This is a genomic window from Pseudanabaena sp. SR411 (assembly GCF_002251945.1).
Classification (GTDB): Bacteria; Cyanobacteriota; Cyanobacteriia; order Pseudanabaenales; family Pseudanabaenaceae; genus Pseudanabaena.
In genome coordinates, this window is record NZ_NDHW01000184.1 from 1 (window position 1) to 15,820 (window position 15,820).

The following is a 15,820-nucleotide window of genomic DNA, read 5'->3' on the forward strand; positions in this document are numbered from 1 at the left end:
TTTGATTGCTTGTGTTGATGGTTTGACTGGGTTTCCTAAGGCACTTGAAATGGTGTTTCCCAAAACGCAGGTACAGTTATGCATTGTCCACATGGTCAGAAACTCAGTCGCTTTTGTGCCTTGGCAACAACGCAAGCAAGTTTGTGCCGACCTCAAGGCAATTTATGCTGCGGCAACGGAATCGGAGGCGGAGTTTAACCTTGAACTCTTTGCGGAGAAGTGGGACAAGCAATATCCATCAATCTCCAAAGTCATGCACATTTTTATAGGTACTTTCGATTCCTAGTTTTTCCTGTAGCCATTGTCGTATCTCTCCGTAGCTATTAAATCCTTCTTCCTGTTGCAGTTGTTTGTCCAGTGCTTTTTGCACCCACTCTGGGATTTTGGGTATTCTGCCTACTCTTGGTTTATGGCTTAGTATTCCTGCTATTCCTCCCTCTCGATATCCTCTGATCCACTCTTGTACTGTGCTGCTGTAGAAACTTCCACGTCACCAGTTACTGATAAGCTCTAACTCTTTGCAGGCGATTGTGAATGCGGCTGGCTAGATCTATGCCCACGATTGGCTTACATAAATAATCATCTGCACCGACACCAAAGGCAAGGTTCTGAGTATTCGCATCTGTCATAATACTCAAAAATAAGACTGGTAAACGCTGCCAATTGAGATCGCTTCTAAGGGATTGACAAAGCTCAAATCCATTGATTGGAGGCATATTTATATCTAAAACCAATATATCAGGCAATACCGATCGCAGCACTGCCCAAAATTCCTGTGGATCAGCTAAGGTAGTTACATTAAATCCCCAAGGTTTGAGAAGTCTCGATAGCGATCGCAAACAATCCACATCATCATCAACAATCATCACTTTCGGCTCAATGAGCGATCGCTCTATCTTCAGCACTGGTGATGCGGCACTTGCACTTATTGGTAAGCTTTTGATTGCATCGGTATTTTGAATTGCTTGCTCTAGAGAAGTCACTAATGGTTGCAATATTTCCAACTGTGATTTTTTGATTAATTCTTGGCTTTTGAGCAGGTTTTCCAATTGAGATGCTAGATGCATGGCGTTGGTTAATCCTAAAGTTCCTAAGGTTCCAGCTAATTTATGAGCCGTTTGGGAAGCGAGGTCTTGGAACTGAGGATCAAGCAAACCAGATTCTAATTTATCGATCATTTGAAATAATATTACCAATTGTTCTAAACTCTTTGGTTTAGTAGTTATCCAAAGCTGATTTAAGAACTCCAAATACTGTTCCTGTTGAATATCTTGAACATTCACTTCAGGTAAATTCAGTAAATTAGAAGGAGCAGTTTCAGGTAGATTTGATATTTCTACAGCAGCAGCTTTATCTGGTGCTTTGAGATAATATCCACGCCCATGCACCGTAGCAATAAAGTCTGATGGAGCACCTGCCGCTGCTAACTTGGTACGCAATCGCCGAATATGCGATCGCACAGTTGCTTCCGAAGGAAACTCATCTGAAGACCAAAGGCGATCGAGAAGATCCTCAACACTGAGTACATGCTGACTATCCCGCAGTAGAATCTCTAATAATTCATATTCTTTATTTGTAAGGGTTAGAGCATGGTTATTGTAAGAAACTTCAGAGGTATTAGGATTCAAAAGTAAATCACCCCAAACTAGTAACGGAGAAGAACTTGCATTACCCCGTCTCAGTAATGCCCGAATGCGAGCAATTAACTCTGGTACATCAAAAGGCTTAACCACATAATCATCTGCTCCCGCATCTAAACCATTTACCTTATCAGTACTGGTATTTTGTGATGTCAGCAAAAGAATGGGAGCGCTATATCCTTCAGTACGAAAACGTTGACACAAGCGAATTCCATCTAACTTAGGCAAACCAATATCTAAAATGATGAGGTCATACTCAAAGGTCGAGCCATAACTCCATGCTATTTCACCATCCTTAACCACATCCACAATATAGCGATGTTCGGTAAGAGTTTTCGTCAAGACCGCAATTAAAACCTCATCATCTTCTACTAACAATATCTTCATAGGATTTGAGAACTATTTACAGCTTTGTGGAGATTAATTAAGGTGTGCGTCCAAAGGTTTCGATTTTTATAACCTATTTTAGATTTACCAATCAAGTATTTTTGCAATTAAATCGGGCAGATCAAGTGAATTGAATGGTTTTGTGATCACTCCACTCACACCTAAATCGTTAAACTGTCGCCTTTCTGAGGTTTGAGCTTTAGCCGTTAAGAAAATCACAGGAATTTGGGCAGTTTGTGGATCTGCCTGAAGTGCCTTAAATGTATCGATACCATTCATATCTGGCATCATCACATCTAATAAAATCACATCAGGTTTTTCTGCACAAGCGGTCTCAATACCCTGATGTCCTGAACTCGCAATAAGGACTTTCCAATCTACGACCATCTGAACACCAAACTGCACGACAGTTTGAATACATTCTTCATCATCAACAATTAAAATCTTCTTAGTTGGCATAGTTTTAGGAGATTTCTGCAAAATAGCTTACCCAATTTTTGAGACGAGGGTGCGGATTTGCTTTATGTTCATTTCAATTTAATAAAGGTAGAGTAAACGAAAAAGTACTACCTTTACCAAGAGTACTCTCGACCCAAATTTTACCCTCATGTTGTTCAACGATTTTACGACAGATTGTTAACCCTAGACCTGTACCACCTTTGCGGCGAGAGTCAGAGGAGTCTACCTGTTGGAATCGTTCAAAAATACTTTCCAGTTTGTCTGATGGAATTCCCTGACCTTCATCGCAAACAGAAAAAAGAACTTCGGCATTAGGTGTATTTTCTGCGCTTAGCCATACTGTACTATCAGAAGAAGAGAATTTAATCGCATTGCTGATCAGATTTGTTAGCGCTTGTACGATGTAGTCGGAATCAACGAAAATCTCGATATCAATCTGATTCACGACTAACACCACACCATGTTGCTGTGCCATTGGTTGCATTGCTTCCGTTGCCTGAATCATTAAAGTCGAGACATTACAGATTTGTTTTTCCATTTTGACTTCGCCCGACTCAATGCGCTGCAAGTCGAGAACGTTATTCACCAGACGAACTAAACGCTCTGTGTTGTCATCAGCAATTTCCAGCATTTGCTGCCCATCTTTTGAAAGAGTTCCTAATCTGCCTGTTGCTAAAATCTTTAAGGCGCTGTGCATAGAAGTTAAAGGCGTTCTCAATTCGTGACTGACGACAGCGATAAATTCATCTTTCATGCGCTCGATCGCTTTGCGATCGCTAATATCGGTGGTCAGCGCAAAAAAGCCTTTCACATTTTGCTGTTCGTCAAGATGAGGAATATAAGTAACATTTACCGAACAGGGCAGACCATCCTTCAAGAGAATTTCATTTTCATAGGTCACAGCTTGTCCTAATAGAGCCAGATTCACATAGACTTGCATCCTTTGGTAGCAGTTGTTTCCCCACACAGTTTTAATGTTGCTGCCGTAGATATCGGCTGGTACTTGACCTAGCCAATCTTCATAGGCTTTATTGTTAAAGCGATAACACTGATGATCATCCACATAGGCAATCAGCACAGGTAAGGCATTGGTAATCAGTCGTAACTGCTCTTCACTCCTTCTCAATGCAGCTTCAGCTTGCATCCGATCATTGATTTCCTGCTGAAGGTTGCGATTGACTTCTTGCAATTCGGCAGTGCGAACTTCGACTATTTCTTCTAAATGCTCTAGAAATTGCGCTTGCGATAGAGCAATACCAATTTGATCGGCAAGTTGTTGCATTAGTTCCAACTCAAAATCTAGCCATTGGTAGGGGCGATCGCAATGGTGGGCAATCAGCAATCCCCATAACTGGTTAGATGAACTGGATTCATTTTGTTGATGAGAATTCAGATTTTGCAGAATTGGCACAATCATCTTTGCTTTGATATTGAACTGATCAACAAATTCAATCAGACAGTCAGATAATCCTGCTTGGCGATCGCGCACATCGGCGATCGCTCTTACCCGTCCCTTCGCATAAAGTTGCTGATATTCGGTTGGAAAGACTTCTTCGGGAAATTCTAAATCGAGAATCGGTGGATAATCTGGTAGAACCGCTTCGGTAATAGCGCGACCTGTACCATCGAGGAAAACTTGATAAATCAGTACTCGATCGGCTTGTAAAATACGCTGTACTTCGGTGACGGTTGCTCGCAAAATTTCCTTAAAATTCAACGATTGCCGAATTTTAAACGTAACTTCTGCAAACAATTTTACCCACTGCCTTTGTCGAAGTAACTCATCTTGCTCGTTATGTTTGAGAGGACGATGGTTGTTGGCAATGGTAGGCTGATTTTTTTTGCGCGATTTGGAACTCTTACGTTTAGACATGACTGAATTTTACACTTACAGCGCTTTGCGCTCAAATCTAAAACTGAAAGGGGTGCTTTGCAACCCTTTCAGTTTTTTAAACTATTGAGTCAAATAACATTGAAGTCATATAACGATCAGCCCATTCTTCACCAAAAGATTTTTCGAGAACTCGACGAGTTTTATCGTTTTGTTGTTGCTTGGCGCAGTAATATTGCTGACCTGCGATCGCATTAGCAACATCAGTTTCAGAAGTTAATGGCTCGATGTTGTTAGCAATCTGACAATGAATAGTCAAAAAATCTTCAACTCTTTGCAAAAATGCTGCTTCTTCCTCGGCTCCTATGGGGCGAACAAATAAACAAAACTCAGAAAAAATATCTGCCCATTCAGGTAGGGCGCGAGGATGTGTAAATTCTACATTCTTTAAACTAGCTAAGCTTTGTTGGTAATTAGCAGGTAAAGATTTTTCTCGGTTGCTCGGTGACAGATCGGCGATCGCGGCACTAATTGCACCTCCACGTCCTCCCACAATATCTGCCCCAAAAATGGGTAAAGCATACTCAGGATTGGGGAACATTACACAATGCAAAATATCTAAGCCATTGCCTACCTGAGCTAGTTCTAGATGCAGCTTGCGAAATTGTTTGGTTTGATAACAACAATTTTCAATTACTAACTTTTCTCCCTCTAAATGCCCTTCAATGTAGCCTAATCCCTCTGGAATTATATATGGTTCAAGATCTAGATTTTTTTGCCAAATTTCTTCAATAGAGTTAGCTAATTTCTGAATTAAATGATGTTGACGAGTGCGTAATGATGCTGACATAGACTTTTTTAAAAATATTAAATAATTAAACAAAGGGAGCAATAATATATTTTTTGCTAGTAAGCATTCCTCATTTTCACATCGTCTAAAAAAGCTTTAATTCTTCAATTAGACAATCAAAATAAGGTGCTAATAAGGTTTGCTGATCTGGCTCTAGTCGATTGAGACTGGCAATTTTGATACTTGTTAAACCAAGAATCATAGCATCAAGAGGTACTTGTAGCTCTTGATAAAGTTGTTGCATATACCCCAGTCCTTCCGCACTCAAATAATCAAGACGCTGACCAGTAATACCGTAGGTAATACAGCGTAAAAAATGCCAAAAGTCTCGCCAGCAAGCGTTAGCTCGTTCCGCAGGATAAAGCCCACCGCCTTCTTGAGTAATGTCTGGGAAATTTGTTAAGACTTGTGTACGCGCTTCGTCAACGATGCTCGCTGCTTGCTCAGTCAATAGCTTTACAATGGGGATATATGCTGCGATCGCAGGTGTTAATCTCTGTAAATCATCGAGATCTTGATCAGTAAGATAACGACCTTGATCATCGGCGGCTTGAAATTTGGCGATTGCGAGGTCTGGATAAATACTTTGCCAAGAGGTAAAGCTAACAATTCGCGATTTTTGAATTAATTCACGAACTTTTTCGCTGAGTTTGGGGTTAGACATTAAGTTGAATTTGTGGGGAATGGTGGCAAGCAATTAAGTAGCCCAGCATAGTTAAAACCCAAAACCAGAGCTTGTGCCGCCCGCGTAGCGGGCGGCACAAGCTTCTAGGTTTTAAGTTTATTTGGCTTGAAAATAGTCTAGCTGATTGCGTTAGGCTTAAATTAATTAAGCACTCTTCCTCAAAAAATTTTCACCTCCTAACTATTTATGGATCTTTCTCAGATCAAGATTGATTTACAAAATCCTGACTTTCAGTATCGGCTCAAAGCGATCGCTGCCCTCAAAGATTTTACGGCGGAAGTTGCGATTCCTTTATTACTCCAGCACGTCAAAGATCCAGAATTTTTGGTGCGGACTTTTGTGGCTAGAGAGCTAGGTCGTCAAAAAAATGCCGAATCCTTTGCGGCGCTCCTGCAAATCATGCGCTACGACAATACCCCCAATGTCCGAGCCGAAGCTGCTAACTCTATTTCCCTCTTTGATCGCATTGCCGCATCTCACTTAGTCCAAGCCTTTCATCAAGATGATCATTGGCTGGTCAGGCGGAGTATCTTATCGGCGCTAGTGGAAATGCAATGCTATCCAGAGACCTTTGAAATATGTTGTGTGGGATTAGCAGGAGATGATGCAGCCGTACAGGAAGCTTGTATCGATGGTTTAGGTTCTCTAGCTAGTTCTAATCAATCTGCATTAGCTTTATCAAAACTATTAGAACTTAAAAACTCAGAATTTGAATATATCCGTGTGCGGGTTGCCTATGCACTGACGCAATTTGATACCCCTGAAGCGAAAGCAGCGATCGTTGAACTCAGATGCGATCGGGATTATCGGGTGGTGGGTGCAGCTATGGAAAATCTGCTGTAATCCTTGCTAAATATAGAGAAAGGCTTTTTTCTGACTATATCTTTAGAGTGATTTGTTAAGGATTGTTACTTACTTTACAAAAGATGAGACTAGAACGCGACCTATCTTTTATGTTCTATATGTCTTGTAGATTACATAAGACAAAAACGTTTTAAATAAGATAACTATTTTTTAAGGAGAGCTATTAAATGCTTGACGCTTTTTCTAGAGCTGTAGTTTCAGCTGACGCTAGCACCTCTGTAGTCGGTGATATTAATGCTCTTAAGGCATTCGTTGCTAGTGGCAACCGCCGTTTGGACGCTGTAAACGCGATCGCCAGCAACGCAAGCTGCATGGTTTCTGACGCAGTTGCAGGTATGATTTGCGAAAACCAAGGCTTGATTCAAGCTGGTGGTAACTGCTACCCTAACCGTCGCATGGCTGCTTGCTTGCGCGATGCTGAAATCGTTCTACGTTATGTCACCTATGCTTTGTTGGCTGGTGATTCTTCCGTACTAGATGATCGTTGCTTGAATGGTTTGAGAGAAACCTACGCAGCTTTGGGCGTACCTACAACCTCCACAGTACGTGCTGTCCAAATCATGAAAGCACAAGCTGCTGCTCACATTCAAGACAATCCTAGCGAAGCTCGTGCAGGTGCTAAGCTCCGCAAGATGGGAACCCCTGTTGTAGAAGATCGTTGCGCTAGCTTGGTTGCTGAAGCTTCCAGCTACTTCGATCGCGTAATCGCAGCTCTCAGCTAATTGATATCTGTCAATTGATATCTGCTAGTTAAATAGCTGATTGCGACTTCACTGGTTGAAACTTGATTGACCAAAACAAAAACTAAGCTCACTGAATAAAAAGAATCCAGTTTGGAGATTTAATAAATGAAATCCGTTGTTACCACCGTTATTGCCTCTGCTGATGCAGCAGGTCGTTTCCCTAGCACCTCAGACCTCGAATCAGTACAAGGTTCTATCCAACGCGCTGCTGCTCGTTTGGAAGCTGCTGAAAAGCTAGCTGCTAACCTTGATGCAGTTGCTTCTGAAGCTTACAATGCTTGTATCAAAAAGTATCCTTACCTGAACAATGCAGGTGAAGCAAACTCCACCGATACCTTCAAGGCAAAGTGCGCTCGTGACATCAAGCACTACTTGCGCTTGATTCAGTACAGCCTCGTTGTTGGCGGTACAGGTCCTTTGGATGAGTGGGGTATTGCAGGTCAGCGCGAAGTTTATCGTGCATTGGGCTTGCCTACCGCTCCTTACGTTGAAGCATTGAGCTATGCTCGTAACCGTGGTTGCACACCTCGCGATATGTCTGCACAAGCATTGACCGAGTACAATGCATTGCTAGACTATGCAATCAATTCTCTTTCCTAATTGATTCTCTTGGTAAGCGATGAGTTTCATCGCTTACTAAAAAAACAAAAGTAGGGGCAATTCATGAATTGCCCCTACTTTTGTTTTGGGACTAGCGATTGATATAATTCAAAGATTATGGATAAACGTTTTTATAGTTTTTTTAATTTGACGGAAGATCAGGCGATCGCCATTTTAGATACGCCACAGGATCAAATAGGAGAAGAGGATTCTCGTTATATTGCTGCTTCCCATTTAGTGAATTTTAATTCTGAACAAGCGATCACCGCTTTGGTGAGAGCGATCCATCAAACTGATCCTGAAATGGATAATCAGATTGTGAGACGGAAGTCCGTCGAAACTTTAGGTCGTCTTCAAGCCGTGACCACTTTGCCTGTGCTTCGTAAATGTCTAACTGATCCAGACTGCTATATGGTAGAAAATGCAGTGTGGGCGATCGGGGAAATTGGTACACAAGATCCAGAGATTTTAGAGGAGATTACGCAGCTATTAGATAAGCATGGACAAACTTACCGCGTGATTATTCAGACATTGGCGAAGTTAGATTATCAACCTGCGATCGCGAAAATTCGTCAATTTTTGAATGATCAGAGTTTGCCAGTCTCTAGTGCTGCAATCACGGCAATTTGTCGATTAACTAAAGATTTTTCGCAAATGGATAAGATCGTCGCGTTGCTCCAAAATCGCAATGTGATTGCCCGACGTTTATCCATTCAAGATTTAATCGATGCCAAATATTATGCGGCAATTCCTGATATCTCGCGCTGTCCTGTGTCATTAGTATTTCGGTTGCGCGGCATTCGGATGTTAGCGGAAGAAGGTATCCAATCAGGGGCGATCGCCTTTGCCGATGTGCAACCATTTTTAGAAAAATCTTTAATCGATCATCCTTCCAGTCTTTCACCAGTACATCACTATAGTACTTTTCCCGATCTGCCACGTCTGATTCATGAACTGTATGAAACGGATTTTGGTAGATGCTATTTAGCAATCCAAACTATTTTAGATAACTATGCCGAAGATGCTCCTGCGGCGCTCTTTGCTGCTTACGAGCAGGAAGCGAAAAATGATTACGGCGCACATTTCCATGTAGTTAAACTCTTTGGTTGGTTGAAACACGCACCAGCTTATGATCTATTAATTGAGAGTTTGCATAACAAACAGCCACAGTATCAAAAGTCTCGTGCGGCAGCAGCGATCGCCCTTGCAGAAATTGGTGATCAGAGAGCGATTCCCGAACTAAAAGTTTGTTTAGAAGCAAAAATATGGGACTTGAAATATGCGGCTCTGTTAGCATTAGAGAAGTTTGGCGATCGCAGTGGTTATGAAGTGCTTGCCAATGATAGCGATTTGTTAATTCGCGAAAAAACAAAGACTCTAGCAATTTAGAGAAGTCATGATTTGTCCGCTATGCGCGGCAAATCATTAAAAACAATCAAAATTATCAATTTAATCAAAATGTCTCTTGAAACTTTCTTCCAACAACTTAAACATCCCAATCCCAATGTTCGCAATCAAGCGATGTGGGAAATTGCTGCTAATTATGATGCTGAAGTCATTACGAGATTGATGAGTATTCTCGATGATGAGGATACCAACTATCGCAGAGCCGCCGTGAAAACTTTAGGCGAGATTGGTCATGAGGCTGTACCATCTCTAGTTGAAGCGATGCTCCATAGCGACAATGTGACCGTGCGTGGCAGTGCCACTAAAGCTCTCGCACAAGTAGTAATTTGTCATCGTGATGAGCCGCTATCGGCTGAAGGCATCGCAGGTTTAAAGGCGGCTTTGCAAGATCCCAATCCTGTGGTGAATATCGCGGCAGTGATGGCGATGGGAGAAATTGGTGAGCCTATTTTGGATATCCTGATTGAAGCTTTAAAAGAAACAGATAATCCTGCTTTGGCAATTTCGCTAGTGAATGCGATCGCCTCGATTGGCAGCAGTCGAGGTATGGATGTTTTGCGTTGGATTATTGACAATGAAGAGGCAGATTCCTATGTCAAAGAATCGGCTGTCAGTGCTTTATCTAGGTGTGAAATGACTGATGGATTTAAGCAAAATTGAACTTAAAACAGCTAAGCTTGTACCGTCAACTAAGCGAGTGATACAAGCTTAGCTGTTTTATTTTTTTTAAATTTAGTCCTTGTTAGCCAGACTAGCTAATGTTGTCTTCAGAGTTAAAGGATTAAGCGTTTCTAGATCTTGTTGCGGATGACTGAGTAGGCGCGATCGCATTTGGTCAGTCAAACCCACAACATAAGTAAAATCTGCTCCTGCAATACTTTCAAACTGCTCGAAATCTGCATCAGTGAGATTGGCTGTCCGCAAGTCTACCCCCGCCAAATTTGCACCATTCAAGCGTGCGTTCTGCAAACAAGTGCCGATTAAGGAAGCTCTTCGTAAATCTGCTTGGACTAATCGCGCCCCCATTAAATTTGCACCAGACAGATCGGCTCCTCCCAAGTATGCGCCCAAAAAGTTGACTCCTTGTAAATCAGCATTTTTGAGATTTGCGGTGTTAAATGGTGCACCATTTAAGTTTGCGTTTGGTCCCACTGCTCCCGATGACTTATAAGCAAAAGCTTCTGGAAAAATTGTCTGACTGTCATACATGGCTCCTTGTAATTTGGCATCTTGCAAATTTGCGCCTGACAAATCGGCTCCACATAAATTGACACGATATAAACAAGCCCCTTCCAAATTTGCTTGTCTTAACACCGATTGGCTAAGATCTGCTCCCCTTAAATCCACTGCACTTAAATTCGCATTACTCAAGTTAGTGTGGCTGAGATTTGCCCGTACAAGAATTGCTTTGTGAAAATTTGCACCACTTAAGTTCTGACCACTAAGATCGCACTGATAAAGGTCCGCCATGCTTAAAGTCTGTCCAGACTTAATCGCATCTAAAGTTTCTTGAGTTTTGTTTTTTGTTTCCATATTTGTCATGCCATTGAGTGCAATATTTTTGATAGTCTATTGAAATTGTCACACTGCTCTGTAACTATTGTTTCCCCGCCTTTGGGAAACAATTCAGTAACTAGACTGTAAAACGCTATAACTACAGGGAAATCATTATGAAGGAGAAGCTAAGTGTTAGTACCACCAATGACAATGATGGAATTCTTTCGCAAGAGTGAGGGGATTTGGTTTATCCATCGTACCGTACATCATTTTGATGCGGTGAAGGATGAGTCGGGAGAATCCAAAATTCATGTCAAAGTTTTGACCCGCGATGATGAAAGAATAAAAAAAATCTGTGAAGCGCAGGGCGGACAACTTGCGGCGGCGATCGCCTCTGGCGGGGCGAGTTTTATGTGGCAAGCCCATGAAGAAGGTGGACAAGAACCCAACCCAGATCACGCTGCCATATTGGTAGATGTACCAGATGATGAAACAGGGCGATCGGGCAAGCTTTTACGCAATCAAGGCTATGTCGAAAAAATTCCTGTGATCAGTCGCTATTGGTTTGGGCAGGATGGCATCTTAACCATTGATACAGACTATGACAATAACCAAGGGCAAGAGCGCTGCTGGTTTATTACTGATGATTTTCGAGTCCGTGTCAGCAATGTGCGGATGATGAATGGCGTATATTTAATGACCTACTGCTCCGAAAAGCGTTATCTCAGCGATGCCAATTTAATTAAAAACTAAGTGCAGCGCAAAGCGCTGAATAAAATCCCCAAAAAAATTTTGAACGCGCCGCTTTGCGGTGCGTTCAAAATTTTTTTGGGCTACTTAACCTAAGAAGTGAGTGGCGGTGCTTTGCACCGCCACTCACTTCTTAGGTTTTGATACCTATAAAAAAGTAAAAACTATCTTTAATTTAATGGGTAAGTGGACGAACTGCGCTACAGATCTACGCCCCAAGAATTGTGCAAAATGTATGCAAGTTAACAAATCTTGATAATTAAAGTTGCTGACTTATACGAAAATCAATCATAACAAGGCGAGGTAAAAGCCTTTTGTACTAAGGCTTGACTATCCAAGAATTGTGCAATTGAGATTTACTTTTTAATTATTTTTTAATTACTTTATCTATTGAGATTTTTTTTACTTTTTACTTTTGCTTAAAAAATCATGTATAAACCTTTCTTGGAACACCTAGAGCAATCAATGTTTCAGAGATTTAGTCTACAAAGCCGATCAATACCAGCAGGTTTAGAGTCTTGTACCAGCGATCGCGGTCGCAGCCCCGCCACAATTCGTAGTTGGTGCTATCAATGTCCTGAACTTCGCAAAATTCGCTATACATATATTGATGCAGGTTCTAGCGCTCAGATTTTTAACAGTGTCATCTATCCCAATCATTATTATGACTTGCCCTTGTTGGGAATTGACTTTTTGTCATTTGGACAGGTCAAAAACTTGATTGTGATGGACTTTCAGCCATTGTTTCAAGATTTGGTATATCTTGAGAAATATATCCATCCTCTTAAGGTTCTGCACGATAAATATCCAGAACTTTCGCAGAATCTGGAAATGAAGTTTTACGATGCCAATCAGTACTTCTCGAAATATTTACTGTTTGCTAAAACTGATCCAGAAACAGTGAGAACTCGTGTATTTGAGGCTTTTCAAGACTATTTGAATTTGTATTGGCAGATGCTTGCAGAGGCTACTCCCTTAGATGATCAATCAGATATTCAGAGAGTTGTGAAAGCACAAAAAGATTACGACCAATACAGCGCCGATCGCGATCCTGCTTCTGGTTTGTTCAGCAGCTATTTCGGACATGAATGGTCGGAAAAATTCCTATATGGATTTTTGTTTGAAGATGCGATGCCACTAGCGACAGGAGTACGTGCTTAACTTGACACTCTATCAACCATTCTTAGACTATGCGATCGCCTATTTACAAGAACGCTTACCCGATTTGCAACCTTATCCAATTCCTGAAGGATTTGAATCAAAATCAGCGATCGTGGGCAAGGGAAATCATCAAAATGAAGTTTTGACCACTAGCTATGGTTATCAATCAGCAAAACTACGGCAAATTCGAGCAGCTCATGTTCAAGGTGGAAGTTCTCTTCAGGTCTTAAATTTTGTGATTTTTCCACGACTAAATTATGATCTGCCTTTTTTTGGCGCAGATTTAGTCACTTTACCTGGTGGACACTTGATTGCTCTAGATATGCAGCCGCTATTTCGAGATAGTCCTGAATATCAAGCAAAATATACGCAGCCAATTTTGCCAATCTTTGATTCCTATCAACCGCATTTGCCTTGGGGTGGTGATTTCCCTGAAGAGGCGAGTCAGTTTTTCTCCCCAGCTTTTCTGTGGACGAGACCGCAACAAAATGATGTAGTTGAGACCCATGTATTTAACGCTTTTAAAGATTATCTGCGGGAATATTGTGATTTTAGCGATCGCGCTGTTCCTGTGACTGATCCTGAGCAATTACAAGCGATCAAAGCCTCTCAGCTACGTTACTTACGGTATCGTGCCGAGAAAGATCCTGCTAGAGGTATGTTTAATCGCTTTTATGGCTCTGAGTGGACCGAAGAATATATTCATGGTTTTTTGTTCGATTTAGAGCGTCATATATAGCGCTTTTCAAGCAAGCGAGGTATATAGGATTGTTTCCCCGCCGAAGGCGGGGAAACAATCCCGTACTTCACTAGACTGAAAAGTGCTATATGGGCAATACTTAACATTTAAGAATTGTGCAAGATTTATGCAAGTTAACAAATCTTGATAATTGATGGCACGGACTTGTAAGACAATTTAGTCATCAGCGCGTAATAAAAGCGGTTTTTTTAGATGCTTAACTAAAAGTTGGCAAGACAACAAGATTTTTTGAAATCACTTTTGTAAGGTCACTTTTATTAAATCCTTTAGTTAAATTAGGAGATATTTCGTAATGGCCTTTGGACCAGCCTCGCGATTGGGTGTAAGCCTGTTTGATGAAACTCCGCCTGTTGAGTCGGTAGTAGGACAATCTCAGGGAGATACTGAAACTATTATTCGTGCAGTTTATCGGCAAGTTCTTGGCAATGCTTATGTAATGGAGAGTGAACGACTAACTGTTGCTGAATCTCAGTTCAAACGTGGCGAACTAAGCGTCCGTGAGTTTGTAAGGGCTGTAGCTAAGTCCGATCTTTACTGCTCTCGGTTCTTTACAAGTTGTGCTCGCTATCGTGCGATCGAACTTAACTTCCGCCACTTGTTAGGTCGCCCACCACTAGATTTGGAAGAAATGCGTTCACATAGCACAATTCTTGATACTCAAGGATTTGCGGCTGACATTGATTCCTATATCGACAGTGATGAGTACCAAAATACTTTTGGTGAGAATATCGTTCCTTTCATTCGCGGTTACAAGACCGAAGCCTGTACCAGTATGGTGCAGTTTACGCATACCTTTGAGTTGGTACGCGGTGCTTCTAGCAGTAGCTTGAAGGGCGATCTCTCAGGTAACAGCCCTAAGCTGAATTCTCTAGTAATTAACCCAACTCCAACTGCGGTTATTCCTTCTGTAGGTGCTGGATCGACATTCCGTAATCCTTCTGATGCTCCTTTAACTCGTCGTGGTGCTTTTGCTGCACCTAGCAGCAACTTCTATCGCATTGAAGTTACTGGTTATCGTGCCAAAACCGTTAACAAGGTTTCACAGTTCCGTCGTAGCAACAAAGTGTATTTAGTCCCCTTTGAGCAACTTTCGGCACAATTCCAACGCATTCATGCACAAGGCGGTTTGATTTCTAGCGTCACAGTTGTCTAGTCTAGAATTTATAGGAAGGGAATAATTTGTTAGAGACATTTTATTCCCATGCTTCCCACATATTTACACTGCTTGATCAATTGAAGGGAAATTGCTATTAACTAACAACCCTGTCAATTGTTGATATAGCTAGTTTTCTTTAGTTAATACTTCTTTTTTTTGTATCTACTTTTAATTAGTTTTGAAAACCCTTACTGGGTTGGTTTTTTAATTCACACAAGTGTTGTCACACTTTTATGAATTGGTATAAATACATAAGCTTGGAGATAAATTTTTATGGCAACTTTAATCAATCCTGAATTTGTTACTCCCAGTGCGGATGATGTCAATACCGTCATTCGTGCAGTTTACAAACAGGTTTGGGGCAATCCTCATGTGATGGAGAGCGAACGTCTGGTTTCCGCAGAATCGAAACTTACCAATGGTGAAATTTCTGTTCGCGAATTTGTGAGAATTGTTGCCAAGTCTGACTTCTATCGCGATCGCTACTTCTCTTCTTGTGCGCCCTATCGCTTTGTAGAATTGAACTTTTTACATTTGCTCGGTCGCGCTCCCCAAGATCAACGCGAAGTTTCGGAACACATCATTCGTTGTGTGGCTGAAGGCTATGACGCAGAAATCGATTCTTACATTGATAGTGATGAGTACGAAGTTGCCTTTGGTGAAAATACCGTTCCTTCCTATCGTGGTAAGGATAGTGCCGCCAATGCTAAGCAGGTTGGTTACAATCATATGTTTGCTCTTGATCGCGGTGCAGCACAGGTTGACAGCGCTGTTCAAGCATCGCAACTGGTGTTTGCGGTTGCAACCAACAAAGCTAGTAAGATCAATGCATCTACCGCAACTGTGATTGGTTCTGGCACTGAAAAGCGTTTCAAGATTCTGGTTTCTGGCTCAAATTTTGAGAATAAACCATCTGCTACCACTACTGAGTACCTTGTTTCGGCAAGCAGAATGACTTCTCAAATCCAAGCGATTAATCGCTCTTCTGGCAAGATCCTTAGCATTAAAGCTGCTTAATGTTTAATGTGAT

At 41.5% G+C, this 15,820-nt stretch carries 17 protein-coding genes and 1 pseudogene; 11 read left to right on the forward strand and 7 right to left on the reverse strand.

Annotated features, from left to right (window positions below; genetic code table 11):
* Positions 1-250 (forward strand): annotated as a pseudogene (locus B9G53_RS19165) (transposase); the annotation flags it as partial.
* Here the strand turns inward: B9G53_RS19165 and B9G53_RS29150 are convergent.
* From B9G53_RS29150 to B9G53_RS19190, 6 genes are all read right to left on the reverse strand, one after another.
* Positions 239-454 (reverse strand): hypothetical protein, encoded by a 216-nt coding sequence (locus B9G53_RS29150; protein WP_369683006.1) that lies wholly within the window; start codon positions 452-454, stop codon positions 239-241. The pseudogene B9G53_RS19165 and the gene B9G53_RS29150 sit on opposite strands and share 12 nt — an antisense overlap.
* 43 nt (positions 455-497) lie before the next feature.
* Entirely contained in the window at positions 498-2,027 is a 1,530-nt protein-coding gene (locus B9G53_RS19170; protein ID WP_094535074.1) for a response regulator, read from the reverse strand.
* A gap of 84 nt (positions 2,028-2,111) precedes the next feature.
* Positions 2,112-2,486, reverse strand: coding sequence for a response regulator (locus B9G53_RS19175; protein ID WP_094535075.1), 375 nt, complete (start codon positions 2,484-2,486; stop codon positions 2,112-2,114).
* 73 nt (positions 2,487-2,559) lie between these two features.
* Entirely contained in the window at positions 2,560-4,359 is a 1,800-nt protein-coding gene (locus B9G53_RS19180; RefSeq protein WP_094535076.1) for an ATP-binding protein, read from the reverse strand.
* 76 nt (positions 4,360-4,435) lie between these two features.
* The gene (locus B9G53_RS19185) at positions 4,436-5,167 is read right to left on the reverse strand and encodes a phycocyanobilin:ferredoxin oxidoreductase (RefSeq protein WP_094535077.1); all 732 of its coding nucleotides are present in this window, start codon (positions 5,165-5,167) and stop codon (positions 4,436-4,438) included.
* An 85-nt stretch (positions 5,168-5,252) separates the two neighbouring features.
* Positions 5,253-5,831, reverse strand: coding sequence for a phycobilisome protein (locus B9G53_RS19190; RefSeq protein ID WP_094535078.1), 579 nt, complete (start codon positions 5,829-5,831; stop codon positions 5,253-5,255).
* A gap of 207 nt (positions 5,832-6,038) precedes the next feature.
* Here B9G53_RS19190 and B9G53_RS19195 point away from each other — a divergent pair, with 207 nt between their 5' ends.
* The 5 genes from B9G53_RS19195 to B9G53_RS19215 all read left to right on the forward strand — a co-directional run bounded on the left by B9G53_RS19195 (position 6,039) and on the right by B9G53_RS19215 (position 10,126).
* Positions 6,039-6,695 carry a HEAT repeat domain-containing protein gene (locus tag B9G53_RS19195; protein ID WP_094535079.1) on the forward strand — a complete coding sequence of 219 codons (657 nt, stop codon included), beginning with the start codon at positions 6,039-6,041 and terminating at the stop codon, positions 6,693-6,695.
* A 188-nt stretch (positions 6,696-6,883) separates the two neighbouring features.
* Positions 6,884-7,438 (forward strand): C-phycoerythrin subunit beta, encoded by a 555-nt coding sequence (cpeB, locus tag B9G53_RS19200; RefSeq protein WP_094535080.1) that lies wholly within the window; start codon positions 6,884-6,886, stop codon positions 7,436-7,438.
* Positions 7,439-7,564: 126 nt separating this feature from the next.
* Entirely contained in the window at positions 7,565-8,059 is a 495-nt protein-coding gene (gene cpeA / locus B9G53_RS19205) for a C-phycoerythrin subunit alpha (RefSeq protein ID WP_094535081.1), read from the forward strand.
* Between the two features lie 117 nt (positions 8,060-8,176).
* Positions 8,177-9,448, forward strand: a complete 1,272-nt coding sequence (locus B9G53_RS19210) for a HEAT repeat domain-containing protein (protein WP_094535082.1) — start codon at positions 8,177-8,179, stop codon at positions 9,446-9,448.
* Between the two features lie 69 nt (positions 9,449-9,517).
* On the forward strand, positions 9,518-10,126 hold the full coding sequence (locus B9G53_RS19215) for a HEAT repeat domain-containing protein (protein ID WP_094535173.1): 609 nt from the start codon (positions 9,518-9,520) through the stop codon (positions 10,124-10,126).
* A 72-nt stretch (positions 10,127-10,198) separates the two neighbouring features.
* On the opposite strand, the gene B9G53_RS19220 is transcribed toward B9G53_RS19215, so the two are convergent.
* Positions 10,199-10,999, reverse strand: a complete 801-nt coding sequence (locus tag B9G53_RS19220) for a pentapeptide repeat-containing protein (protein ID WP_217901630.1) — start codon at positions 10,997-10,999, stop codon at positions 10,199-10,201.
* 168 nt (positions 11,000-11,167) lie between these two features.
* On the opposite strand from B9G53_RS19220, the gene B9G53_RS19225 reads away from it, so the two are divergent.
* The 5 genes from B9G53_RS19225 to B9G53_RS19245 all read left to right on the forward strand — a co-directional run bounded on the left by B9G53_RS19225 (position 11,168) and on the right by B9G53_RS19245 (position 15,807).
* On the forward strand, positions 11,168-11,716 hold the full coding sequence (locus B9G53_RS19225) for a phycobiliprotein lyase (RefSeq protein ID WP_094535084.1): 549 nt from the start codon (positions 11,168-11,170) through the stop codon (positions 11,714-11,716).
* A 426-nt stretch (positions 11,717-12,142) separates the two neighbouring features.
* Entirely contained in the window at positions 12,143-12,874 is a 732-nt protein-coding gene (locus B9G53_RS19230; RefSeq protein WP_094535085.1) for a 15,16-dihydrobiliverdin:ferredoxin oxidoreductase, read from the forward strand.
* Between the two features lies 1 nt (position 12,875).
* Positions 12,876-13,613 carry a phycoerythrobilin:ferredoxin oxidoreductase gene (locus B9G53_RS19235; protein ID WP_094535174.1) on the forward strand — a complete coding sequence of 246 codons (738 nt, stop codon included), beginning with the start codon at positions 12,876-12,878 and terminating at the stop codon, positions 13,611-13,613.
* Positions 13,614-13,926: 313 nt separating this feature from the next.
* The gene (locus B9G53_RS19240; protein ID WP_094535086.1) at positions 13,927-14,787 is read left to right on the forward strand and encodes a phycobilisome linker polypeptide; all 861 of its coding nucleotides are present in this window, start codon (positions 13,927-13,929) and stop codon (positions 14,785-14,787) included.
* Between the two features lie 276 nt (positions 14,788-15,063).
* Complete coding sequence (locus B9G53_RS19245) at positions 15,064-15,807, forward strand: phycobilisome rod-core linker polypeptide (protein ID WP_094535087.1); 744 nt, start codon at positions 15,064-15,066, stop codon at positions 15,805-15,807.
* The last annotated feature ends 13 nt before the right edge of the window (positions 15,808-15,820 follow it).